The sequence below is a fragment of the Mesorhizobium sp. M0522 genome (assembly GCF_040321085.1).
Lineage (GTDB): Bacteria > Pseudomonadota > Alphaproteobacteria > Rhizobiales > Rhizobiaceae > Mesorhizobium.
In genome coordinates, this window is the sequence record NZ_JAMYQW010000012.1 from 128095 (window position 1) to 149666 (window position 21572).

29 protein-coding genes and 1 tRNA gene are annotated in these 21572 nt (G+C 62.9%); 14 read left to right on the forward strand and 16 right to left on the reverse strand.

The window, feature by feature from the left end; all coding sequences use genetic code 11:
* Nucleotides 1-3 precede the first annotated feature (3 nt).
* From NKI58_RS15920 to NKI58_RS15935, 4 genes are all read right to left on the reverse strand, one after another.
* Nucleotides 4-1968 carry a phage terminase large subunit family protein gene (locus NKI58_RS15920; RefSeq protein ID WP_352853503.1) on the reverse strand — a complete coding sequence of 655 codons (1965 nt, stop codon included), beginning with the start codon at nt 1966-1968 and terminating at the stop codon, nt 4-6.
* On the reverse strand, nt 1969-2589 hold the full coding sequence (locus NKI58_RS15925; protein WP_352853505.1) for a winged helix-turn-helix domain-containing protein: 621 nt from the start codon (nt 2587-2589) through the stop codon (nt 1969-1971).
* A gap of 117 nt (nt 2590-2706) precedes the next feature.
* A complete protein-coding gene (locus NKI58_RS15930; protein WP_352853506.1) occupies nt 2707-3243 on the reverse strand; it encodes a phage tail protein in 537 nt (178 codons plus the stop codon).
* A 98-nt stretch (nt 3244-3341) separates the two neighbouring features.
* Nucleotides 3342-4310 carry a hypothetical protein gene (locus tag NKI58_RS15935; RefSeq protein ID WP_352853507.1) on the reverse strand — a complete coding sequence of 323 codons (969 nt, stop codon included), beginning with the start codon at nt 4308-4310 and terminating at the stop codon, nt 3342-3344.
* A gap of 454 nt (nt 4311-4764) precedes the next feature.
* On the opposite strand from NKI58_RS15935, the gene NKI58_RS15940 reads away from it, so the two are divergent.
* Complete coding sequence (locus tag NKI58_RS15940; RefSeq protein WP_352853508.1) at nt 4765-5679, forward strand: DUF6161 domain-containing protein; 915 nt, start codon at nt 4765-4767, stop codon at nt 5677-5679.
* Between the two features lie 5 nt (nt 5680-5684).
* Here NKI58_RS15940 and NKI58_RS15945 read toward each other — a convergent pair whose 3' ends face one another.
* From NKI58_RS15945 to NKI58_RS15990, 10 genes are all read right to left on the reverse strand, one after another.
* Nucleotides 5685-7469 (reverse strand): phage/plasmid primase, P4 family, encoded by a 1785-nt coding sequence (locus NKI58_RS15945; protein WP_352853510.1) that lies wholly within the window; start codon nt 7467-7469, stop codon nt 5685-5687.
* Between the two features lie 3 nt (nt 7470-7472).
* Nucleotides 7473-7826, reverse strand: a complete 354-nt coding sequence (locus NKI58_RS15950) for a transcriptional regulator (protein ID WP_352853512.1) — start codon at nt 7824-7826, stop codon at nt 7473-7475.
* Nucleotides 7826-8869, reverse strand: coding sequence for a DNA-methyltransferase (locus tag NKI58_RS15955; RefSeq protein WP_352853513.1), 1044 nt, complete (start codon nt 8867-8869; stop codon nt 7826-7828). The genes NKI58_RS15950 and NKI58_RS15955 overlap by 1 nt, the downstream gene beginning before the upstream one ends.
* A complete protein-coding gene (locus NKI58_RS15960) occupies nt 8866-10260 on the reverse strand; it encodes a helicase (protein ID WP_352853514.1) in 1395 nt (464 codons plus the stop codon). The genes NKI58_RS15955 and NKI58_RS15960 overlap by 4 nt, the downstream gene beginning before the upstream one ends.
* Nucleotides 10257-10727 carry a hypothetical protein gene (locus tag NKI58_RS15965; protein ID WP_352853515.1) on the reverse strand — a complete coding sequence of 157 codons (471 nt, stop codon included), beginning with the start codon at nt 10725-10727 and terminating at the stop codon, nt 10257-10259. The genes NKI58_RS15960 and NKI58_RS15965 overlap by 4 nt, the downstream gene beginning before the upstream one ends.
* Nucleotides 10724-11899, reverse strand: a complete 1176-nt coding sequence (locus tag NKI58_RS15970) for a DUF7146 domain-containing protein (RefSeq protein ID WP_352853517.1) — start codon at nt 11897-11899, stop codon at nt 10724-10726. The genes NKI58_RS15965 and NKI58_RS15970 overlap by 4 nt, the downstream gene beginning before the upstream one ends.
* Before the next feature lie 5 nt (nt 11900-11904).
* On the reverse strand, nt 11905-12255 hold the full coding sequence (locus tag NKI58_RS15975; protein ID WP_352853519.1) for a nucleoside triphosphate pyrophosphohydrolase family protein: 351 nt from the start codon (nt 12253-12255) through the stop codon (nt 11905-11907).
* Complete coding sequence (locus NKI58_RS15980) at nt 12255-12785, reverse strand: hypothetical protein (protein WP_352853521.1); 531 nt, start codon at nt 12783-12785, stop codon at nt 12255-12257. Before NKI58_RS15980 ends, NKI58_RS15975 begins: the two co-directional genes overlap by 1 nt.
* On the reverse strand, nt 12782-13273 hold the full coding sequence (locus tag NKI58_RS15985; protein ID WP_352853523.1) for a hypothetical protein: 492 nt from the start codon (nt 13271-13273) through the stop codon (nt 12782-12784). Before NKI58_RS15985 ends, NKI58_RS15980 begins: the two co-directional genes overlap by 4 nt.
* Before the next feature lie 131 nt (nt 13274-13404).
* A complete protein-coding gene (locus NKI58_RS15990; protein WP_352853525.1) occupies nt 13405-13740 on the reverse strand; it encodes a helix-turn-helix domain-containing protein in 336 nt (111 codons plus the stop codon).
* Between the two features lie 73 nt (nt 13741-13813).
* Between NKI58_RS15990 and NKI58_RS15995 the strand changes: the two genes are divergently transcribed.
* Nucleotides 13814-14200: a helix-turn-helix domain-containing protein gene (locus NKI58_RS15995; protein ID WP_352853526.1), complete on the forward strand. Its 387-nt coding sequence runs from the start codon at nt 13814-13816 to the stop codon at nt 14198-14200.
* A 419-nt stretch (nt 14201-14619) separates the two neighbouring features.
* Complete coding sequence (locus NKI58_RS16000; protein ID WP_352853527.1) at nt 14620-14889, forward strand: Arc family DNA-binding protein; 270 nt, start codon at nt 14620-14622, stop codon at nt 14887-14889.
* Nucleotides 14890-15010: 121 nt separating this feature from the next.
* On the opposite strand, the gene NKI58_RS16005 is transcribed toward NKI58_RS16000, so the two are convergent.
* Nucleotides 15011-15346, reverse strand: a complete 336-nt coding sequence (locus NKI58_RS16005) for a hypothetical protein (RefSeq protein ID WP_352853529.1) — start codon at nt 15344-15346, stop codon at nt 15011-15013.
* A 155-nt stretch (nt 15347-15501) separates the two neighbouring features.
* On the opposite strand from NKI58_RS16005, the gene NKI58_RS16010 reads away from it, so the two are divergent.
* The 11 genes from NKI58_RS16010 to NKI58_RS16060 are packed head-to-tail and all read left to right on the forward strand — an operon-like array spanning nt 15502 to nt 21297.
* The gene (locus NKI58_RS16010; RefSeq protein ID WP_352853530.1) at nt 15502-15813 is read left to right on the forward strand and encodes a hypothetical protein; all 312 of its coding nucleotides are present in this window, start codon (nt 15502-15504) and stop codon (nt 15811-15813) included.
* The gene (locus NKI58_RS16015; RefSeq protein ID WP_352853531.1) at nt 15814-16407 is read left to right on the forward strand and encodes a hypothetical protein; all 594 of its coding nucleotides are present in this window, start codon (nt 15814-15816) and stop codon (nt 16405-16407) included. It begins immediately after the preceding gene.
* Nucleotides 16404-17051, forward strand: coding sequence for a hypothetical protein (locus NKI58_RS16020; RefSeq protein WP_352853532.1), 648 nt, complete (start codon nt 16404-16406; stop codon nt 17049-17051). Before NKI58_RS16015 ends, NKI58_RS16020 begins: the two co-directional genes overlap by 4 nt.
* A complete protein-coding gene (locus NKI58_RS16025) occupies nt 17051-17305 on the forward strand; it encodes a hypothetical protein (RefSeq protein WP_352853533.1) in 255 nt (84 codons plus the stop codon). The genes NKI58_RS16020 and NKI58_RS16025 overlap by 1 nt, the downstream gene beginning before the upstream one ends.
* A complete protein-coding gene (locus NKI58_RS16030) occupies nt 17302-18447 on the forward strand; it encodes a DNA polymerase III subunit beta family protein (RefSeq protein ID WP_352853534.1) in 1146 nt (381 codons plus the stop codon). Before NKI58_RS16025 ends, NKI58_RS16030 begins: the two co-directional genes overlap by 4 nt.
* Before the next feature lie 14 nt (nt 18448-18461).
* On the forward strand, nt 18462-18719 hold the full coding sequence (locus tag NKI58_RS16035; RefSeq protein ID WP_352853536.1) for a DUF2312 domain-containing protein: 258 nt from the start codon (nt 18462-18464) through the stop codon (nt 18717-18719).
* The gene (locus tag NKI58_RS16040) at nt 18719-18964 is read left to right on the forward strand and encodes a hypothetical protein (protein ID WP_352853538.1); all 246 of its coding nucleotides are present in this window, start codon (nt 18719-18721) and stop codon (nt 18962-18964) included. Before NKI58_RS16035 ends, NKI58_RS16040 begins: the two co-directional genes overlap by 1 nt.
* Nucleotides 18964-19470, forward strand: a complete 507-nt coding sequence (gene ssb, locus NKI58_RS16045) for a single-stranded DNA-binding protein (protein WP_352853539.1) — start codon at nt 18964-18966, stop codon at nt 19468-19470. Before NKI58_RS16040 ends, ssb begins: the two co-directional genes overlap by 1 nt.
* Before the next feature lie 44 nt (nt 19471-19514).
* A complete protein-coding gene (locus NKI58_RS16050; protein ID WP_502898826.1) occupies nt 19515-19826 on the forward strand; it encodes an HNH endonuclease signature motif containing protein in 312 nt (103 codons plus the stop codon).
* The gene (locus NKI58_RS16055; RefSeq protein ID WP_352853541.1) at nt 19823-20080 is read left to right on the forward strand and encodes a hypothetical protein; all 258 of its coding nucleotides are present in this window, start codon (nt 19823-19825) and stop codon (nt 20078-20080) included. Before NKI58_RS16050 ends, NKI58_RS16055 begins: the two co-directional genes overlap by 4 nt.
* Nucleotides 20080-21297, forward strand: a complete 1218-nt coding sequence (locus NKI58_RS16060; RefSeq protein ID WP_352853542.1) for a tyrosine-type recombinase/integrase — start codon at nt 20080-20082, stop codon at nt 21295-21297. The genes NKI58_RS16055 and NKI58_RS16060 overlap by 1 nt, the downstream gene beginning before the upstream one ends.
* A 3-nt stretch (nt 21298-21300) precedes the next feature.
* Here NKI58_RS16060 and NKI58_RS16065 read toward each other — a convergent pair.
* Nucleotides 21301-21374 (reverse strand) — tRNA-Cys (locus NKI58_RS16065).
* Between the last annotated feature and the right edge of the window lie 198 nt (nt 21375-21572).

The window sequence follows — 21572 nt, forward strand, 5'->3', positions numbered from 1 at the left end:
CGGTCAATCCCAGAATGAGGGCGAAGCGGGAGCGGACGGCCGGTCGGCACCGTCCTGTTCCTTCGGTTTCGGCATCGCCCTGGCCAGAATCGGCGCCGGCGAAAACATGTCCGGGTTGCGAGCGATTTCCGGCGCTGCGCGCTGCGCCGCGAGGTTTGCCCAATCGTCCTGCGTCAGGCGCGACAGGCCGAGATAGTCGGCCAGTGCCGAATTGTAGACTTCGCAGTCGAGGAAGTGGTTTTCCTCGCCGGCCCTGACTTTCCAGACCCGCCGCACCCTGCCCTTGAAATTCTCGTTGCCGAGATATTCGGATGTGATCTGGCGGAAATACACCTCGTCCAGCCAGTGGCCGAAATGGATATAGCCGGGGGGATTGGCATCCTTGCCGGACTTCAAACCTTCCTTGCGCAGGTCGTCATAGAAGGCGCCCTTCAGCGACCAGGTGCCAACGCCCCAGACATAGGCGCCGTTACGGATGCGCTTGCCGTTGAAGTCGATATCGACCGGCGTTCCGGTGCCAAGCGCCGGGCGGTGCCAGCCGTCGAGGCCCTTCAGCGCGAAGCAGCCGAGGCGGCCCTTGACCCAAGTATAAACGACATGGCTGCGGAAGCCCGAATCGACACCGAAGGCATCGACCTTGCGCCGGCTGCCGAACGCGTCAGGATAGCTCGTCTCGAATACCTTCGCCAGCTTCAGGAAGGCGCCGGCCTGCGGGTCGTCGGTCTCGCCTTCGATGACGCCGGCATCGACGACCCAGCTCTGCCGGTCGGGACCGAAAGCTCGGATCGAATAATAGATGCCGCGCATCTGCACGTCCGCCGACCCGACCATGATCAGGCCGAGCGGCGGGATATGGCCGCGCTTCAGTTCGGTGTCGCGCCGCTCCATCAGCCTGACATGGTCCGGGGCGTCGCCGCGGATCTCGTAGGGCAGGCCGAGATAGAGGTTCCAGAACGCTTTCAGCAGTTGCGGATCGCCATCCGCCTCGATGAACTTGCGGGCGATCTCGTCCCACGGCACCAGCGGCGACGACAGCGCGTCGAAGTGATAGCTGCGGCGCGCACCAGGCCGAGGCGCCGTCGCGGTCCAGATGCCGGTTCGGTAAACGGCGGTCTTTTCGTGCCCTTCGATGATCGTGCCGCAACACGGCGTCACGTAGTGCGCATTGAACGGAAACGCATCGTTAAAGCGAAAATGCTTGCGGTCGAATTCGAAGACGAAACGATCGCCGCAGCCGGGACACTTCACATGCCAGCGCCGCTGATCGCCAGCCAGATATTTCTTTTCGATCTTCGACGCGCCCTTGACGGTCGGCGTCGATATGAAGGCGCGCTTCCAGTCGCCCGAATTCAGGAACGAAATCTGGCGCGCCTCGATCATTTCCAGCGGATCGCCCTGCCCGTCGAGGTCGTCGGGATACTGGTCGATCTCGTCGCACAGCGCCTTCTTTATCGTCTTCGACCGCAGCTCGGCCGCAGATGACGCCAGCGCCAGGATCAGCGAGCCGCCGGCGAACTGCTTGGATGACGCAGTCGACCCTTCCGACGACCGCGATGATGTCGGGCGCACCTTGGCGGCGAGCGGTTCGGTCGCCTCGATCGCCGGCTGCAATTTCTCCTTGTTGAAGTCGGACAGCGCGCCGCTGGTCGGCTGGGTGATCATCAACCGGCACGGATCGGTGTCGATCGAGTGACCGGCGACGATGATCAGCGCGACCGTGTAACCGGTCTGCGCCGACTTCATTACCGCCGCTTCATTCTCCGTCGAGTCCGGCCCCATGGCGTCGACCATCTCGACGATGTGCAGGCCGTGGTTGATATCCCAAAGTTCGTTTGCTCGCGGCCCGTCCGGCAGGATCAGATGCCGCTTGGCCCATTCGGACGGCGACAGGCGCTCCGGCATCCTGATTTGGGCCATGAGCACGGCGGCGGCGACCGCAAGCGCCGAGCGCGAATGATCGATGCGCATTCAGTCGTCCAGGTCGCTGCCGACATCCGTCGAGATTGGACCGTCCCGCTCGGCCGCCTGCCCCTTGGCGATGACCTCGGCCAGCGCTTCTGCGACGCGGGCGCGGCGCTCGCGGATCGCTTCCTTCATGACGCGCTTGGCGCCGATCACGCCTTCCTTGGCGACCGCGACAGCGATGTCGTCGACCACCGTCATGAACCGATCGATCTCGCGGGCGATGATGACACCGGCGATTGTCAGCGCATTCTCGATACCGTGGTCGCCCTTGATGGGCAGGATCTTGCCTTGACGCTCGGCCAGGTCAAGCGCCTTTAGGCGCGCCTCGTATTGCGCACGCTCGGTCTGGGCGTCGCGCAACGGCTTGTGCGCCGGGGCCGGTTCCTTTTTGGTTTCGGCCGATGTTTCCCGGTAGGCGTCGCCGACCTCGCCAACCGCCCGATCATAGGCGGCCAGGTCGATCATCCTCGACCGACCTTCCGGCCGCGTCTCGATCAGGCCTTTCGACACAAGCCGGTCGACGCGTTCCTTGGCCGACTGGCGCGAAATGTTCTTGCGCTTCGCCAGATCCGAAATCGAGATCCAGACGCCCTTCGCAGCGGCATCGCTTTGTAAGGTTGTCATGGCGTCGATGTCAGGGTTGTCAGGTCAGTTTTTGACCAGCCTCACTAGCGGGATTTCGGGGTCGCCCCGGCCCGCATGGGGTGGAGGGCTGGGAAGGACCCGAAGGGGTGGGGGTGCCTAGCGGGGCAAGAGGTTCTCGACCTCATGCAGGTAGCGAGGCATCAGGTACTGCTCGATCACCTCAGCCATGACCTTGAGATAGACATCGGGATTGTTAGTGATGTCGTGGGCAGGGTTTGGACCGAATAGCTCGCGGATGGGCAGCCGTGCCTTGCCCTGGCGCTTGAACACGCCAGCATGGCCGCTGCCCATCTCTGCGATGAAGGCGGATTTATAAGATCCTCTCATGCGAACACGCACGCCCTTGGCGGTCTGGGTCGCGCCAAGTTTGTAAAGCGAAATCCAATTCGACCGCACGATGGTATCGTAGCTGTTGCCGCCAGCGTTGAAATGCGCCGTGGTCAACGCCCTCACCCGAGACTGCGGGATATCGACGCGTTCGGCATTGCGCCTGACGATGCGCGTCTTGACCATATCGGAGACACGACGCATGGCGCGCGCTGCGGCCTTGGCCTTGATCTGTTCGGGCAAGTGCGCAATGCCGCGCGCCAGGTGCTCGAAGTCTGACGCGTCGACATGAAGCTCAACGGACATCGTGCGCCCTGAAACGCGAAAACCCCGCGTCCGAATCGGCAGCGGGGTTTTCGAAACTTTTTATCCGTGACAAGACATCCTCCAAATCACTGCCCCCGTCAAGCAGGTGCTGCAGCGATTTTTTCACGCTGCTTTTCGAAGAGTTTGAACCATCGCGGGAAGCGCGCCTTCAGCGAGGCGTCAGCCTTCTCCTGCTGTGCCTTTCGAAGGGCGGCGTCGCCGACGAGATCAGGAAGTACGCGCGCCACGGGCGCATCAGCCAGCCACGGCGCCAGCGGCACGGTGCTCGGCAGCATCACGACATCTTCCATCTGACCAGCGACGGCATCGAAGACCATCGCCAGCGCCGACACCCAGATCTCATGCTCGGCCCGTGCGATGATCGCATTGACCGGGTTCGGGTCGAGATAGGGCTTGGTGTAGGCGCCGGGCAGCGCCTCGCCCTTCTTGTTGACGCCATTGACCTCGATGATGCGCGCCAGCGTCTCATCCTGCCCGTCGACGACACGGCCGGTGAGCTGGTGCTGCGTCGTCTGCAGGTAATAGCGCGGCTTGCCGTTGGCGTGCCGTTCGATTTCCTGCGTGGTGTCGTCCAGCGCCATGCCGTCGGCTTCCCAGCCCATCACCGCGCGGCGGATGATCAGTTCGGACGGCTTCAGCCGCAGCGTCACCCTGCCCTGACCATCGTCGATCGTCATGCGCCGCCAGGCCTCACTCAACGCCTTGGCACCAAGGCCGCCGAAGCGGTCGAGTTCGGGCGCCGGATGCCAGTCCTCCGGCAGTTCGAGCGCATAGTCGTCGAGCGCCATCACCGCGCCGCCGATCAGCTGCGCATCCTGGCAAGGCCAGCTTTCGGCCGAGAAGTCGGGAACGGCGCCGAACTGGTTGACGCCGAACAGATCGACCAGCGACAGCAATTCGGCAAAGCGTCCGGCGCGATCCCAGCCGCCTGCCATGGTCATCGGCCCGTCCTGGCGCCTTGGAACTTTGGGCAACTCGTCGCGCCATGCCCAGGCGATGACATCCTCAACCGGGCCGGCGCGGTTTCCGGCAGCGTTTCGGCTCAATGGCCGGTTCCTGCTGGTCACAAAACCGAGATCGGCACTAGCTGCACTGTTTTTCATTATCTGCACTCTCTTTCAAAGTTGAATAAACCCTTGCTTTCGCAAGCAAATCAAAGACGGCAAGTGCACCAAGTGCCGGAAGTGCGGGTGAACGCCGATAACGCATATGAAGGAAGAACTCTTGCCCCTATCCCCATCGCCAAGCCCTCACATGCATTACCCCTAGCAAACCGGCACTATCGGCACTTCCGGCACAACCGATTGATCTCCCTATCCCTTTCGCAGTGCTGGTCGCGCGGCGAGTGGGCATGACCGGCACTAGCGGCACTGGCCAGAGTGCCGACAGACGCGATGCCAAGCCTCGCAGCGCGAAGCCAGACCATGGGGAGAAGGGAAAAGGACATTGCCAACGCCTCAACCGGTCTCCATGATCGACGACACTGGGAAGGGGAACGGCATGGCTGATGAAGATGGCGCCGAGGCGCGCGATACACCCACCGCAATGAGCAGACTTGCTAAGCTCTATGTAGACGAGGAACCGATCGCCTTTTTGCCTGAAACTGGCGAGAATCCAATGAAAGATCAGGCTTTGGCCTATTTCTCGGAGAATGATCCGGAGAAAAGAAAGCCCAACCAAACATTGAAGATGCTTGATAGTGTTCTGGCAGCGTACTTTACGGTCAAGCAGCGTCAGATTGCAGACTGGATGCTCTCTGCATCCCAACAGGGCAGTGCTATTGACGCCACCTTGGGTGACGCTCAAATGAAACTTACCGATATGTCGGGTCGCCTGAATAAGTTTTACGACAGCATCTCTGAGCCTCATAAGGCCCTGGATGCCTTCAAAGCCTCGATCCGCGAAGAACTCAAACTGCAGGACGCTAGAAAGCTCTGGACGGACAGCGCGGCGACAGCTCGGAGTGCATATGCCGTTTCCTGGATAGTTTTGATCGCCCTCTTGCTTGTGGTGCCCGCCTACGCAATCTCGCAGTATCAGGCAATCATCGGCTTTTTTCACCAAGTGAGCGCGGGGATATTCCAAGACATCCCGCCAGGAACAAGCGACACGGTTGCTCTTATCTCTGCGGTATCGCGCCTGTTTCTTATAACGGTACCGATCGCGATGTATCTGTGGCTGGTCAGAATTGTTGTAAGGTTCAATATGCGATCGTTGCTGCTGATGGATGACGCTCGCCAGCGAAACACAATGCTCGAAACCTACCTGCACCTTGTCGAAAGGGATGCCGAAGTCAAAGTGGACAGAGCCCTGATTCTCGAAGCTCTTTTCCGAAGAACCCCCGGCCATGGTTCGGATACAATCGAACCGCCGAATCTCGCGGACATTATGAAGATGGGACATCCGGCAAAATAGAGCGCTCACCGTTCATCCTCCCCGTGACCGTGGCCGTGGTCGCCTTGCGATTGCCATTCGGTGCGGATGCCGATGCCGCGATAGTGCGTCTCGCCGTTTGACCGGTGTTTCTGGAACTGCCTCATCTGGCCGTCCGGACCGTCAAAACTGCGCTCGGCCGACTTGGCGAAGCGCTTTTCGAAGGTCGAGCGATTGAAGGCGAACACACCTTCCGACGCCGCGAACTTTTCGAACGCGTGATAGAGGTCGATCGGCTTTTCCTTGTCGTCCGGATTGCCGGTGACATGGCAGGCCAACCGGATGAAGGTGCCGATCGCGTCGCTTTCCTGCCGGTATTCGTTCGACGCGGCGCGCACGCCGGCCGGGATATCCAGCCCGTGATTGAGGTATTCGACCGCTCCCTCCACCATCCACGCAAAGACCGCGTCGGCCTCGGCGCGCAGCTTGCGCGGCAGCGCCCGGTCTGTATCGGCTTCGGCGATCTGGATCGTCCACGGCACCAGCAACAGCCGGCGCCAGATGCCGTCCGAATCGTCGTCGATGCGCGGCTTGTGATTGCCCGACAGGATGATCTTGAAGTGCGGGTCGACTTCGAAGAAATCCTTGTGCAGGCGGCGCACCGGGATCTTCTCGCCGCCGGTCAGCGTCTTAATCAGGGCGTCCTTCAGCTTGACGCCGGCTTCCGGCTCCGCAGCCGCCACCAGGCGCGCGCCGGGCAGCCGGGCCAGATCGGGTGTCGCCTCGCCGCCGCCGCGCTTGTTGTCGCCGGAAAAGCTGTCGATCGACAGCGTCACCGCATAGTCGCCCATTATGAAGCAGAGCAGGTCGACGAAGGTCGACTTGCCGTTGCGGCCGGCGCCATAGAAGAACAGCATCACCTGTTCGATCGTCAGCCCGGTGAGCAAGTAGCCGCAGAAGCGTTTCAGGAAGGCGCGGATATGCTGGTCGGGCTGGACCTTGATCAGGAACTTCTTGAACTCCGGCATGTCCGGCTTGGTGCCGTCCTGCCAGTCCGCCTCGACCATCTTGGTGATGAAGTCACCCTGTTGATGCTGGCGGATGCGGGCATGCCAGGTGAACCGGTCATTGCCATCCGGGTCCGGCTCTTCGTCCTGCATCTGATAGAACTCGATCGTGCCGGCACGGCAGTTCACCCAGTAGCGTTCGGTGTTGAGGTCCTGCACCTTGGCCGACATGTAGGGCTGGCCCTCGGCCAGCAGATTGTTGAGCTTCGATGACCCGGCCGTCGACTTGGCGTGGCGGCGGCGCTGGCCGCGCCTGGCCTCGATCAGCTTGACGATTGCCTCGGCCGCCCTGACTGCTTCCTCATTGTCGCGGATCGTCTGCTGTCGGGCGATGTCGGGCAGGCGCGGCTTGCTGTCGTTCATCCGGTCCAGCGTGTCGGCTGCGATCTCGCCGGCGGCAATGGTCGCTGCCTCTTCCTCGTTGGCGTTGATCATCGCCGCTTCCTGGCGGATCGCCTCGGCGGTCTTGTGCGCCAGCCGGCGGATCAGCGAGCCGTCCTCGTCCTCTTTCCAGCGCTTGCCCTCGAAGACGTGCCAGCCGATATGCGCGACGCATATGGCGATATGGCTTGCCGCGCCGGCATGGTGTTTTGCCAGGTCGCCGAAGCGGCGGCGGAGACGCCGGCCATTGCCGATATCGGTCTCCGGCTCGGCCGCGCAGGCAGCAAGCAAGGCTTGCTCTGGCGTCGGCCCGTCCTCGCCGCCTTCCGGCGGCGGCAGATCGTCGTCCGGCAAATCCGGCATGAAGTCGTCGTCTTCGTGCATGCGTCAGCCGCCAGACCGCCCGATGCGGACATGCGTGGTGATGCTGCGCAGATAGGGCCGCTCCTCGATTACAGTTCGCGGGGAGCGCCACGACTGCCGGCCGGCGCGCTTCGCTCTGTCTTCCTCGCGGAAGTTGGACGCCATGCGGTTGATGGCCTGGAACACGCGCAGCGCCTGCGCATTGGCGCGGTCGAAGCGGTGCGCCATGTAGAGATCGTAAAGCTCGGCACCGCGCTGCTTGCGGCGGTTGTTCCAATCGCTGCGGCACTTGGCCGAGCAGAACTCGCGCTGGCGCGTGGTGCCCGCTTTACCTTGGATAAGGAGGCCGCATTCGAGGCAAGCGTGTACACGGGCCATCAGGAAACAGCCTCCAGGACAGCGTCGGCATCATCGCCGTGCATCGGGGCATCTTCGGCCTCATCCTCGCCTGTGTGAGGCGCGACGGCGGAAAGCGAGTCCGGCTCCCTGTCGGCCAGATCGCGCGTCATGTTGAGGCGCGCCTGCCGGAAATACTTGTCCTTCAGCTCAAAGCCGAGGCCGCGGCGGCCGGAATGGATCGCCGACCAGACTTCCGAGCCGATGCCGAGGAACGGCGTGAAGACGATGTCGCCGGGATTGGACCACAGGTCGATGCAGCGCTCGATCACATCGAGCTGCAGCGGCGCGATATGGGCTTCATCCGCTTCGCCGCGCGCCGTCAGATATTGCAGGGTGCGGGACTGGCGGATATCCATCCACACAGGCGAGGCATAGCGCTGCCAGACCTCGATCGAATACCAGTTGCGGCTGTCATTGTCGGTGGTGAACTTGGCGTAGTCCGGCCCGTCGCCCTCGCCGACATAGCGTCTTAGCGCGCCGGCCACCGGCTCGGGATTGTCGCCGGGCTTGCGGAAAGCGACGATGTAGTCGGCCAGCGCCTGCCCTGAAATGGTCGAGTCCTTCACCACCTGCTTGTGGTTGAGCCGGTGCGACTTCGACCGCGCCTGCGCGACCACGGCATCTTTCCAGATACAAACCTCGGAATGGAAATGCCAGCCGGCATCCTGCCAGGCGCGAATGACCTCGCCGCGGAAGTCGCGCATGCCGATAAAACCGTCGCGGCGCTTCGATGTCGGCAGCTGCATGACATGCACCGCCTGGATGCGGCCGGGCATGGTGATGCGCAGCATTTCCGCGATCAGGAACTGGTAGTGCCGCCAGAAGGCGGCGCCTTCGGAATTCGATAAATCGCGGTCGGACCCCGAGAATTTGTAGAGGCCTTCGAAGGGCGGCGAATGGACGCCGAAATGCACGCTGTCGCCGGGAACCGCCCGGATCAGTTCGCAGCTGTCGCCCTGATACAGGGCGTAGCGGTCGGTGACGACCTGGTCGACGGCCTTGATGGCGGGGAGCCTTTTCAAGCGAATTCCTCCCACTGCGGCAGGCGCAGTTTCTGTTTCGGCTGATAGTCGGGACGGTCCAGCGTCGAACCGCGCACGGCGACCGACGACAGGTCAGCCATATGGCGGACCATGGCGGCGGCCATCCGCTCGGCGTCGGCTTCCTTGCGGTCGAGATTGGCGATGATCGCGCCTTCGGTGTCGGCGGCGATGAAGTCGGCGGTCACTTCGGCCTTCTGGCCGAAGCGCCAGAAGCGGCGGATCGCCTGATATACCTGTTCGAAACTATCATTGAGGCCGACGAAGCCGGTGCGGTGGCAGTGCTGCCAGTTCATGCCGAAGCCGCATATCGAGGGCTTGGTAACCAGCACCCGGATCTTGCCCTGGCTGAAGGCCTTCAGCTTTTCTTCCTTGTAGTCGTCGTGATCCGAGCCGCGCACCTCGACAGCGCCGGGAATCAGTTTTGTTACGCCCTCGGTTTCGGCGTTGAGGTTGCCCCACCAGACGAAGGTTTTATCGACCGGCGTCAGCGACACCGCCCTGGCGATGCGATCGTCGATCGTCGACTTGCGGGCGTGGTTGCGTTCCTGCAGCGTCTTGGCCAGCACCGGCAGCATGGAAAACTGGCCGTCGCTCTGCCAGTGCGATCCGGTCTCGACGACATGCAACCGCTTGGTCAGCGGCGGCAGCTCATAGCCCTCGTCCGAATAGCCGAGGTCGGACGGCTTGCGCAGCATCACCGCCCATGACGCCATCCAGCGCCAGAAGTCGTTTTCGGCGTGGCCTTTCAGCCGCCAGTTGCGCGTCTCCGACCCGTCATGGGTGAAGAAGGTCGCCAGCATCGAAAAGTATGACATGACGCCCAGAAATTCGGCATGGCTGCCAAGCTCCATGAAATCGTTCGGGGCGGGCGTGGCGGTGGCGGCGAGCCGGAACGGGATCGGCTTGGCCAGCTCGATCAACCTGGTGCGGTAGTGGCCGTCATAGCTTTTCAGGATCGAGCTTTCGTCGAGCGCGATGCCGCCATAGGCCGACAGGTCGAACTGGTCGAGCTTCTGATAGTTGGTGATCGCCGTTTCGTCGGCGACACCGTCGCGCGTCACCACCTTGGCCGACATGCCGAACTCGGACGCCTCGCGCTCATGCTGATGACTGACCGCGAGCGGCGCCAGCAGCAGCGTCGGCTTGCCGGTGTGGTTGGCGACAACGCGCGCCCAAACCAATTCCATCAGCGTCTTGCCGAGACCGGTGCCGGCGAAAACCGCCGCGCGGCCGCGCCTTAGAGACCAGCGCACGATGTCGCGCTGGTGCGGGAACAGGAACTCCGGCAAGTCCGGCAGCTTGATCAGGCCGGTGGCAACATCGGCGACGCGTTTTTGCGCAAGGAAATCGTGATAGGCCTGCAGCGTCATCGATCGTCTCCGATCGAAAACACGTGATAGATCCCCGTGGTGCCGCGCGCTGCGCTCTTCAGCCGCCGGATCAGGCCGGCGGTGACCAGCTTCGACATCATCACACGGATCGAACTTGGCGGCAGGCCCGTCGCCTCGGCGATGACGCCGACGCCATCGGCAAACGTGCCGCGCTCGCTGGCACCGTCCTTCATTGCGCGGTGAATGCGAAGCATCGATACCGTGATGCCGCAAGACCGGGCGGTCTCGATCTCGCGGCGTGTCTCTGCGATTTCCTCGGCCGACGCCATCACCGCCGGTTGATCAAGGATCTTCTCGAAAAAGTTCTGCACGAATGACGATGCCGAAATGCCGGCGGCTCGTGCCGCCTTCTCGATCTTGGCATTCATCGCCCGGTCGCATTTGACCGTGAAACGGAACAGGCCGGGGTCGCGCGCGCCGTTGCTCCAGAATGCATCGGCGTTCATGCTACCGCCCTCGCCCGAGGGGCCGCCATCGAGCGCAGCGCATCATTGAAATCCTGCCCGTCGGGCGCCCAGTCGATCTCGACATTATGGCCGGCCAGCTCGAAGCGCTTGCGGGCGCGCAGCATAGCTGCCTGCGTGGTGAAGCGGTCGCTGTCGCCATCGCCGAGCAGGATCAGCCGTTCGAAATCGTCAACCGGGATCTGCAGGCAATCGGCATCCGCCATGTCGGGCTCGTGGCCGCCGACCTTCTGGCGGCGCTTGCGGCCGAGCGCGTCGGTGATCGTCAGCGAAGGGTGCGGGATCTGCTCGGCGGCCTTGCCTGCGACGTTGCCGATATTGATGCCGACCCATAGGGCTGGCTTGGCCAGATGCCCCCTTGCTGCGCTGGCCTGCATTTCGGCCCACGACAGTACCGTCTCAATGCCCTCGCCCACCGCGCAGACACCGCCGGACTCACCGTCGCGCAGGACGATCTTGCCGCCCTTCTGGCTGCCCTCGACTTTCTTGGCGTCGAGGACCTCGCCCGTCTCCGGGTCGACGATCACCGCCTTGCCGTTGGCGCGGGAAAAATCCAGCCAGGTGCGGTGCACGCCGATGAAGTGGCCGTCCGGCCCGGTGATCGCCGCCAGCATCGCCGGGCCGCTATGGATAACGACGAAGGACTGGTCGGGCTTCGACCGGTGCCAGTAAGGCAGGTGCGAGACCTCGCGCAGCGCCTTGATGCGCCATGCGGGGAAAGGGATGGCGCGCAGGGCGAAATAGTCGCGCACCCAGCGGCCGCCACGCGCGGCCTCGATCGGCGCGCCGTCCTGCCAGATGCGCCAGGCGCGCAGGCGGGCTTTTTCGCGATAGATGTTTTTCTGGTCTTCGCTTTGCGCCGGTGCACGCCTGGCTGTGGCCAACGGCTTGGCGCCGGTCAGATGCTCGATCGCATCGCCGAAGCTGCATTGATGCACATGCTGCACCAGGGCGATCGGATCGCCGCCGGTGCCGGAATGCCGGCAGAGAAAAACGTTCTTGGCCTTGTCCACCGAAAACCGGTCAGTGCCGCCGCAGGCCGGGCACGGCACGCCGCGCTCATCGATCTTGACGCCTTGCGCGGCGCCCAGAGCCAGCGCCACGTCGACGATCGACATGTCGCGCGCCTTGGCGATGGTGTCGGCGGGGATCATGGCGATCACCAGCGCTTGCCGTTGGCGGCGAGGCGTGCTTCGGCCTGGTGGTCGGCGCGTTTGGCGTTATAGGCCCGCTTCTCGCGGACGGCGCCTTCAATGTCATAGCCGTAAGCACCAGCGTAATCGAAGATGCGGATCAGGGCGTCGGCAAGCTCGACTTCCGCCATCTTGCGATGCGGCAGCTTGTCGTCCATCAGGTCCTTGCGCTCGCCCTCCATGCATTCCGAAATCTCGGAATGAATAAGGCAGAGCAGTTCGCCCTTGTTGCGCTCCAGCCGTTCGCCGGTTTTCGGGTGATGCCACCAATGCTGATTGGCGGCATGGCAGTCGTGGGCATACTCGTTGAGGTCCATCACGCCCCTCCATCCGAAGGCTCGCAGGGCGCGTGCTTGCCGCCTGCGAAGACGTAGTCTTTCCAAGGCGTCCAGCACCACGCGCCGTCGCGGTTGCGCAAAAAGCCCCATTTGCGGCGCGGCCGCCCTTGCCAGACGACGGTGATGATCTTGCCCGGCCCGTATTGCGGCGGCACTCGGCCAGATCCGACGATGAAGGCGCGGAGCGCGGCTTCCGTCGTCGCCAGCAAATCATAGCGACCAAGCACGCGATGCGTGTGTTCGGCAGGCCTGAATGACCATCGCCAGGCAGGAACGGTTTGTCTGAAGGTGACCGCGCTTCGGGGCGTCTTGATCGCCACTTCCTCGACATAGGCGGTCAGGGGAAAGGTCCAAAAATCCCAGGGGTGATCGTGCGGATCGGGATCGGCATCGCCGCGGTGGAAGATGTGCATGCGAAGCCGACCGATCCAGATGCGCGTCAAATAGGGCGTCTCATGTTCGCCTTGCGCGCCATAGATCGTGGTGAAGCCGAGGAAGCGCTCTTTCATTTGGCGCCCCCAACCACCGTCAGCCCGCTGACGCGCGCGCTTGCCGCGGCGCGGCGCAGGTCGGACACGGCGTGCTCTAGCGATGCGGCCTGCCGGTCGATGCCTGCGGCTTCGGAAGGTGTCAGCCGGCCATCGGCGAAGGCCATGGCGCCCTTGGCCATCAGCTCGCCCGCCTGCACAACCACTTCGGCGTGGCTGGCCATGATGCAGGCGTTCGCCGCCTCGCCCACTTCGGCGTCGGCAAGGCGTCGGCCGTTCAGTTCGGCCATCACCTGCGTCACTAGGGGCGCCGCGCATTCGGCCTCCAGCATCAGCACCGCCGACAGCGGCATCAGTTCCGGGTCGCCGGCATTGTTGAAGCGGCCGATCTGGCTTTTCGACAGGGACGCGATCTCGGCGGATCGCTCGATGCCGCCTGCCCGCGAAATGAGATCGCGCTGAGCGGCTTTCAGCCGATAGAACCAGGCACTGGGCATTTTGTCGGACATGATTGCCTCGCGGACAAAAGCTTTCCCGCGCCGGGAAAATCCGGCGTCGTTTCCCGTGGTGGGAATGCTGCGGTGATGGTGATGTGGCGGTGTCTTAAACAGCCCCTATGGAGGCCAGCATGCTCGATGTCTCATTTGTCCGCCGTCTCGTGGAATTGCTGAAAAGAAAGGCCGGCCCCGGCTTGGGAGGGGCAATCGGGGCCGGCAGCGACGACCGCAGGGGCGGCGGCGTCGAAATCGTCGGGGTTGCTGGCGGAGGACCGCTGCGGCTGGCGAGAAAGCGCAGCCATGAGTTGGCGCAGCAGGATCAGCGCCGGCCCCTTGGTCGGCGGCCGCGTCTCCCAGGTGGAGACGGTCGAGCGGTCGACGCCGCAATGGTCCGCGAGCTGCTGCTGCGTCCAACCGAGTTCGCCCCGCAGGGCGACCACATCGACAGCCGTGTCTAGTTCGAACGAATGATCCATCATGACCGATAGTGTGAGAAAGTCACATCAATCTGTCAAGTAGAAACTCACGTCGAAAATGTGAAAAAGTCACGCCATGACGGATGTAACCCGAATAGACGAGCAGGCGGCGCGCTTACGCCAGGCGCGCGAGATGCGCGGCTTCGACAATGCGAAGGCCGCCGCGAAGCGTTTCGGCTTCAACTATAACACTTACATCCAGCACGAGAGCGGAAGGACCGGCATCACCCGTGCGGCCAAGGACTATGCGCGCGCTTTCCGGGTCAGGGAAGCATGGCTGATCACCGGCGAAGGCTTACCGCAGGATATCGATGGCAGCGACGAGTTGCGCGAGGTTTTCACGCGTCTGGCGGCGGCGCCGCGGGAGGTTCAGGCCGCCGTGCTGACCTATGCCAGATTCGCGCTTGGCGAGCCCAGCGGTGCCGAGAAATCCCGCGAAACAGCGACCACGCCGACATCGTGATCGATAAGCACGCGCCAGCACCCGCCGTGGATTTCTCTCATCGCCGCGGCGATTGATCGCGTATCCCTGTCGATGCGCCTCGCGATCAGCGCGGCCCTTGATTGCGGCGACATCGCGATCGCCCGCAACTCTTCCATCGCCTGCTCGCCCGCCGCTTCGCGCGATTCGTACTGGATCACTTGCTTTCTCTCCCAAACCGGACGGCATCGAAATTAGGAACAATTTCCTTTAGGCTGTCAAATCAGTTTTTTCACGCGGTCCGGTTGTCCCGTTTTGATACGCTTACAACCCTTGCCGATAGATCACCAGATTATTTCAACGTGTAACCATACCCTGTGGATAGCGGGGAAAGTAGTACCAGTTTCATAGCAAATCTGGAACCATTTCGAAGACTTGACCTTTCGGCGATAAGTCGGGGCATGTCACGACCGCCACGCCCCAGCTTTCATGTACGCCTGCCGTCCGAACTCAAAGCGCGTCTTGAGGCGGTTCGCGACGGCAAGAGCCTCAACCGGGAGGTGATCGATAGGCTGGAACGGTCGTTCGGCGAAGACCTGGCCTCTCAGTTTGGCGAGGTCATTGCCGCCTACCTTGCCCCACTCGACGACGAGGATCGCGCCAAAGTCGTCAGGCTGGCGGGCGAACTGGCGGCAATGCTTGCGGCCAGGCCGCGCAAACGGGCTCCATAAGAGCTGCCTGATTCTCACGGCTTGAATTGTCAGTGTGAGTTAATCACATTACCGCTTGACACCATGATGTGAGTAATTCACACTTTGGGCCATCGCATCAAACCGATGGAGCGGCCCCGTGTCATCGCATTCCAAGATCCTCGTCGGTCACAAAGCCGCGGCATCCCTTCTGGGCGCCGTCTATGACCAAGATGGTCTTCGATGCAACGCCGGCCCTTGCGATGACCACAGCGTGGTCACCATTCTTGACGACGCAGGCCATCAGGCGAAGAACCATCTGCGGGTCGGTCTTGTGCACGCCGGCCCGAACCAGCGCCAGCCCCTCGCTCCACGCATCGTAATCCCGCCACACGTAAACCTGTTCCATGCCGGAACGGCCGAGCACGGCAGGATCGTCTGCTCGCCCCTGCCCGGCCCAAGCCGTCACCAGCGCCGCCGCCACCACCAATCGTCGCATCCAATTCCCCCGCGCAATCTCGGCTGCATCGAAGGCGAGTTGAAGCAGCGCTCCGCAGGTTACCACGAGGACTATTCGCTGGCCAAGAACCTCGCCTCGCTGGCGGCGGTAGCGGCGGTACTGTTTTGCGCGGCCATTATCATGGGAGCGCTCTGATGAGCTCACCCTGCGATCCGCTGACGCCACGCCAGGAATTGATTTCCGAACTCGAGGGCTACGGCTTCGACTTCGCCGCCGCCGCCGATTGGCCGATGTCGGACGCCGATCTCAGCCTGACTGCCGCCGCATGGCGTGACGACAGCGGCTTTCCTGAGACCGCCGAAATTGTCGCGACCATGCGCGAAGTGGTCGACGCCGCCGAAGCCTACACCGACGCCGATACGCCGGAAAACGAACAGCGCTGCCATGCCGCGCTCGACCGGCAGAAGGATCTTCTTTCCCGCATCACCAAGGCACAGGAGGCCTGAATGGACGCCCGCATCACCGACACAGAAACGCTTCGCGGCGCGATCCCGCAAAGCCTTGCCGGGCGCACCGGCGAGCGCCCGTCGCCGCAGATCAGGCCGCATCATCCGGAGGCATCCGAGCGTCACCCCCGCGCGACTGAACTGGCCGATGCAATGCGCGAGATCGCCGGTTGCGGCCTTGGCGCCACGGAGAAAGATATCAGCATGCTCGGCTTTTCGATCGGCGAGATCATCGAGCATCTGCCCATGGCAAAGCTGATCCTAGCCGAAAGCTTCGTCCGCGAGATCCAGCCGGCTGGCGACCGGGTGCCGCAGATAATCGAAAAGGCGCTGCTTTCGGCGGCGCACATCATGCCGAAGACGGCCGGGCTCGATCCGGTCAGCGAGGATGCCGCCGAAAAGCGGTGGCGTGCTTACTGTTCAGCCCGTGCGGCTTTCAAGCTCGATCCCTGGTGGTCGCAATCGGAGCGATGCCTTAACCACCTGCAATCCTTCCTGCGCAAGCTGCCGCTGATCGATCGCGAGGTGAACCGCGTCCTCTATGCGGTCGCTAGCGCGCAGAAGGCCGATGTCAGCCGGAGCGAACGCGCATGAACGCACACGCCAGCAATCGAGGTTTGTGGAAGCAGACCATCACCGGCCGCGCCTTCCCGATGACGGGCTTCTCGGCGCTCGACATCGACCTTTATGGCGATGTCGCCGAGGGCCTGGCGCGCATCTGCCGTTATGGTGGGGCGGTGCCGGGCAATCCCTTTTGTGTTGCCCAGCACAGCGTCGTCGGCGCCGATGCCGTGATGGACGAAACCCGCGACATCAACCTTGCCGCCTATTTCCTCGTGCATGACGGGCATGAGTATGTCTTCGGCGACATGACAACGCCGGTTGCCAAATGGCTGGCGCTGATGGCCGCCGAACTTTATGGGACGGCCGCCGCCAGCATGGTCGAGACGCTGATCGCTACCGCCAAGGCGAGGCTGGATGCAGCCATCTGGCGCGCCGCCGGCCTGCCGCCGCCCGGCAAGACTTATCGCGCAGCGATCGCCGACTTCGACCTGCGCATGCTGGCGACGGAGCAGCGCCAGCTGCTGATGCCTGCGCCGAAGAGCTGGGGCGCGGCGATCGACGCGGCTAAGCCGATCCCGATGCGCGGCCGGCTGACCGCATGGCCGGTGGCCAAAGCGGCGGAAGAGTTCCGCGACCGCCTCACGCGCTACTGCCCCAACGCGCGGAGGCTGTGATGTCGCCAGAACTGGAAGAGATCTGCGATCTCATTGTCGAGGGCAGAAACCGCGAGGCCTATCAAAAGGCGCGCGACTACTTCCGCGACCTGCCAACATGGGAAGCGCGCGCCCGCTTGATTGCAGCGCGCAAGGTGCCGCAGCCAACGCCATTTCCGACCGAAGCCGAGATCGACGCGCGGCATGATCGAGCCGTCGCCAGTTTTACGCCAACAAAACAGCTTCATGGCGTCGTGATGGAGTACCCGGAATGATCAAATTCTCCGTCGCCGGCTTCGCCGAAGCCGCCAAGGCCATCCGCAACATCCCCGGCGCCTCGCGCGAGATAGAGATCCTCGATCATGCCAGGTTGCACGCGCGCAAGGGCCAGATGACGCTGACCATGTCCGACCTCGACATCGAGGCGCATGTCACATTTCCCTGCGAGGTCAAGGGTGAAGTGCTGGCGGCGGTGCCGCGCGCGGTGCTCGAATTCTTCATCGCCAGGACCGGTGGCGACGATGCCGGTACGCTCGATTTCGACGCCGATATGAAACAGGTCGTCGCCCGCCACGGCAAGGGCCGCGTCACCATGCAGATCCTGCCCGGCAGCGATTTCTATCTGATCGAGACCACGAAGTTCGACTGGACGATGAAGCTTCGCGCGCATGAGCTTTGCGAGGTCCTGCGCCGCTGCGAAAAGGCACTGTCGGCCGATCTCAACCGCGTCATGCTGCACGGCCCGTTCCTGCATCAGCGCGACGGTTTGAAGCTGATCGGCGCCGACGGCAACCGCGTCCATGTCATCGATCTGGACGGGCCGGAGATGACCGGCGAACTGCCCCAGCGCAACACGGATATCCTTCCCGGCATCATCGTGCCGCCGAAGACGGCGAAGGAGATCCAGCGCATCTTCGCCGGCGACGAGAGCGAGATTATCGTGTCGGGCACCGACCGGCTGTTGGTGATCGAGGCCGAGCATCTGCGCATCGCCTCCAAGCTGATCGACGCGACCTATATCGACTATCCGCGCATGGTGCCGCAGCGCACCGAAGGCCGCATTGTCGTGTCCGCCGACGCGCTCGGCCGCGCCTTGGACGGTTTGCTGGTCGTCCCGAAGAGCGATGCCAAGGGCAAGCGCGAGACGGTGCGCACCGTGCGCATCACCATGCGCGAGGACGCGATCGAATTGTTCGCCCGCGGCGACGGCGGCGATGCCGAAGACGCCGTCGAGATCACCAATGAGGGCGTCAAGGACGGCACGGAAATCACCTTCGCCGCCAACTTCCTGCGCGACGCCATCGACGCGGCGGGCGCCAAGCAGATCGCCATCCACCCGCCGGTCGATTTCGGCATGCCCTTCCACATCACCGGGGCGGAAGGCGCGATGTTCGTCATCGGCCAGCGCCGCATGTAGCCGCAGAGGATCTTATGGACGACATCACCGAAACTTCGCAGACCGTCGCGGCAGGCCAGCTGCGCGCCTTCATCGAGCGCATCGAGCGCATGGAGCAAGAGCGCAGCACCATCAATGCCGACATCAAGGAAGTCTATGCCGAGGCCAAGGGCACCGGTTTCGACACTGATGCGATGCGCACCATCGTCGCCTTGCGCCGCAAAGACCAGGCCGAACGGCAGGAAGAGGAATCGATCCTCGACCTCTACAAAGCCGCGCTGGGAATGGTCTGATGCTGACCAAGGCAGACCTCGCCAGGGCACAGAAGATATTCGGCGAGCGCGACATCGCCCAGCGCATGCGCGACCGCGTCACCAGCCAGCGCGTCGCGCTGATGGTCGGCGAAGGCAAGGATGCCGGCGAGATCGTGCTGTCTGCCGCCTACCTCGCGCAGATCATCGCCGATGTCACCACATCGCTGGATCAACAGATCGCCGCCGCCAACGCGGCGCTGACCACCATGGGAGTGGAGCCGTAATGGCCGGCAGCGTCAACAAAGTCATCCTCGTCGGCAATCTCGGCGCCGATCCCGAAATCCGCCGCAGCCATGCCGGCGATCCGATCGTCACCTTCCGCATGGCGACCAGCGAAAGCTGGAAGGACAAGGACAGCGGCGAGCGCAAGGAAAGGACCGAGTGGCATTCGGTCGTCGTCTTCAATACGCAGCTCGCCGAGGTCGCGGAAAAATACCTTAAAAAGGGCATGAAGGTCTATGTCGAGGGCCAGCAGCAGACCCGGAAATGGGCCGGCCAGGACGGCATCGAACGCTACACAACGGAAACGGTGCTGAACCGCTTTCGCGGCGAAATCCAGATGCTCGACAAGCTGCCGTCCAACCGCCCGCCCGGTGCCGAAGGCGCTGACGATTACGGCACGCAGCGTTCTCGCGAGACTGACGAGCGCCGCGCGATCGAGGAGCGCACCCGCCAGGCGCAAGCCAATCGCGGCGGCTCGCGCGAACTCGACGACGAGATCCCATTCTGATGAATGCGCCGCTCTCCCGCCGCGACGCGATCCGCATGCGGGTCATGGCCTGTGTCGAAATCGTCGACACGGGCTATGTCGACGAGAAGGGCCGCAAGTCACCCTGCCATCTGTGGACCGGTCCTGATTCTGGCAATGGCCGCGGCGGCGGCTATCCGCGCATGGCGCTCGACGGCCAGACGATGGCCGTCCACAAGGTTTCCTGGACCAACGAGCACGGCATCATTCCGGGCAAGAAGCAGCTCGATCACAAATGCCGGATGCGCCGCTGCATCCGCGACGATCATCTGGAGCTGGTTACCCATAAGCAAAACCAGAAGCGCCGGGACAAGGCGCGTCGGAAGGCGAAGCTGTGAAGCATGATACGTCGCCGCTCACGGTCACCGTGCCGCGCCTCGCCATGTCGCTGACCAAGGTCGCGATCGCGCTCGATGTCAGTCCGACCAGCGTCATGCAGATGGTCGAAGAAGGCCTCCTGCCCCGGCCGCGCGTCTGGCGCCGGCGCAAATTGTGGCGCGTCGCCGAGATTGACGCAGCCCTTGCCGAGTGGCCTACTGACGGCGAGCAGCAAGGGGAAGACGGCGAACCGGGACGGTGGGACGCCGACTGATGGCGGATTTGGCGACAATCGACCTGCCTTACATCGAGAAGAACAAATCGCGCCACGGCACGATGCGCTACTATTTCCGCTTCGAAGGCGTGCGCATCTGCCGCCTGCCCGACGATTCCGAATCGGAAAGCTTTTCCACCGAATACTGGAAAGCCCGCAACCAGGTCGACAAATCGGGCGCACCGGCACCTGCGCCGAAAAAGTCTTTGCCCGGCCATCCGCAGCCAAACACGTTCCACTGGCTGTGCATGGTCTATTTCAGGTCTGACGCCTTCCAGAAGCTCGACAAGACGACGCAGGCCAAGCGACGGCAGATCGTCGACGCCATGCTGCTCGAGCCGGTCAAGATCGGCGGCACGGATCTGTTCGCCGACATGCCGCTGAAGGCGCTTTCGGTCGACAATCTCACCAAGCTGCGTGATCGCAAGGCCGACACGCCGTTCGCCGCGGATGAGCGGCTGAAGATCCTGCGCCAGGTGTTCGATGCTACGCGCCCCGGCCGCGACGGCAGACCGGAGCCGATCATGCCGGTCAACACCGCGCGAATGGTCCGGTCCTATCGCCGTAAGACCGAGGGGCACCATACGATCACCAGCGATGAAATCGGCATCTATGTCCGCCACCATGGCACAGAATCGAAAGCCGTGCTGGCGCTGGCATTACTGATGTATATCGGCTTCCGCGTGTCCGACCTGCAGGCTATCGGGCCAAGGCATCGCCGAGAGGAGCTTTTCATCTTCCGGGTGTTCAAGGGCCGCAACCGCAACCCGACGACCCTCCAGGTACCCATCCATCCGATTCTGGGCCATGTCCTGTCGCTACATAAGGTCACGGGCCTCTATTACCTGATGACCGAATATGGCCAGCCCTACTCAATCAAGGGCCTGTCGCAGCGCGTATCAGCATGGTTCAACCAGGCGGGCCTGACGCACTGCACAGCGCACTCGGTGCGCAAGGGCCTTGCGACGAATCTCGCGGAAAATGAGGCTACCGATTCGATGCTCGACGGGCTGTTCGCCTGGAAAGACGGCAAGACCTCGAAGATTTATACCGCCAAAAAGCAGCAATCCCGGCTCGCCAGGCAGGCAGTCGAGCGCATCGACTGGGGCGAAATGGGGAACATATTGCCACACCCTGCGGAGGGCGGTGCGGTTCCGGCTGCCACCCCTGCGGAAATTACCGAAGAAAAACAATCCTCAAGCGTCCGCCGCGCTTGAGAATGGAGGCCTCGCCCGGAATCGAACCGGGGTGCAAGGATTTGCAGTCCTCTGCGTAACCACTCCGCCACGAGGCCTCATTGCTCCCGGCGTTCCACCCGGCTCCAATAGGTTGCGGCGAAAATGCCGTCAAGCGGCCACCATGCATTCCCAACGGTTCCTCGACATTCCATGCCCTGCCTTATCAACGCAATGCCCATGTTAGCAATAACATATTAGCTTATCGTTAAGCATGATTCTGGGCGGCGGGAACCCGAAACCGGCGGCCACGTTGG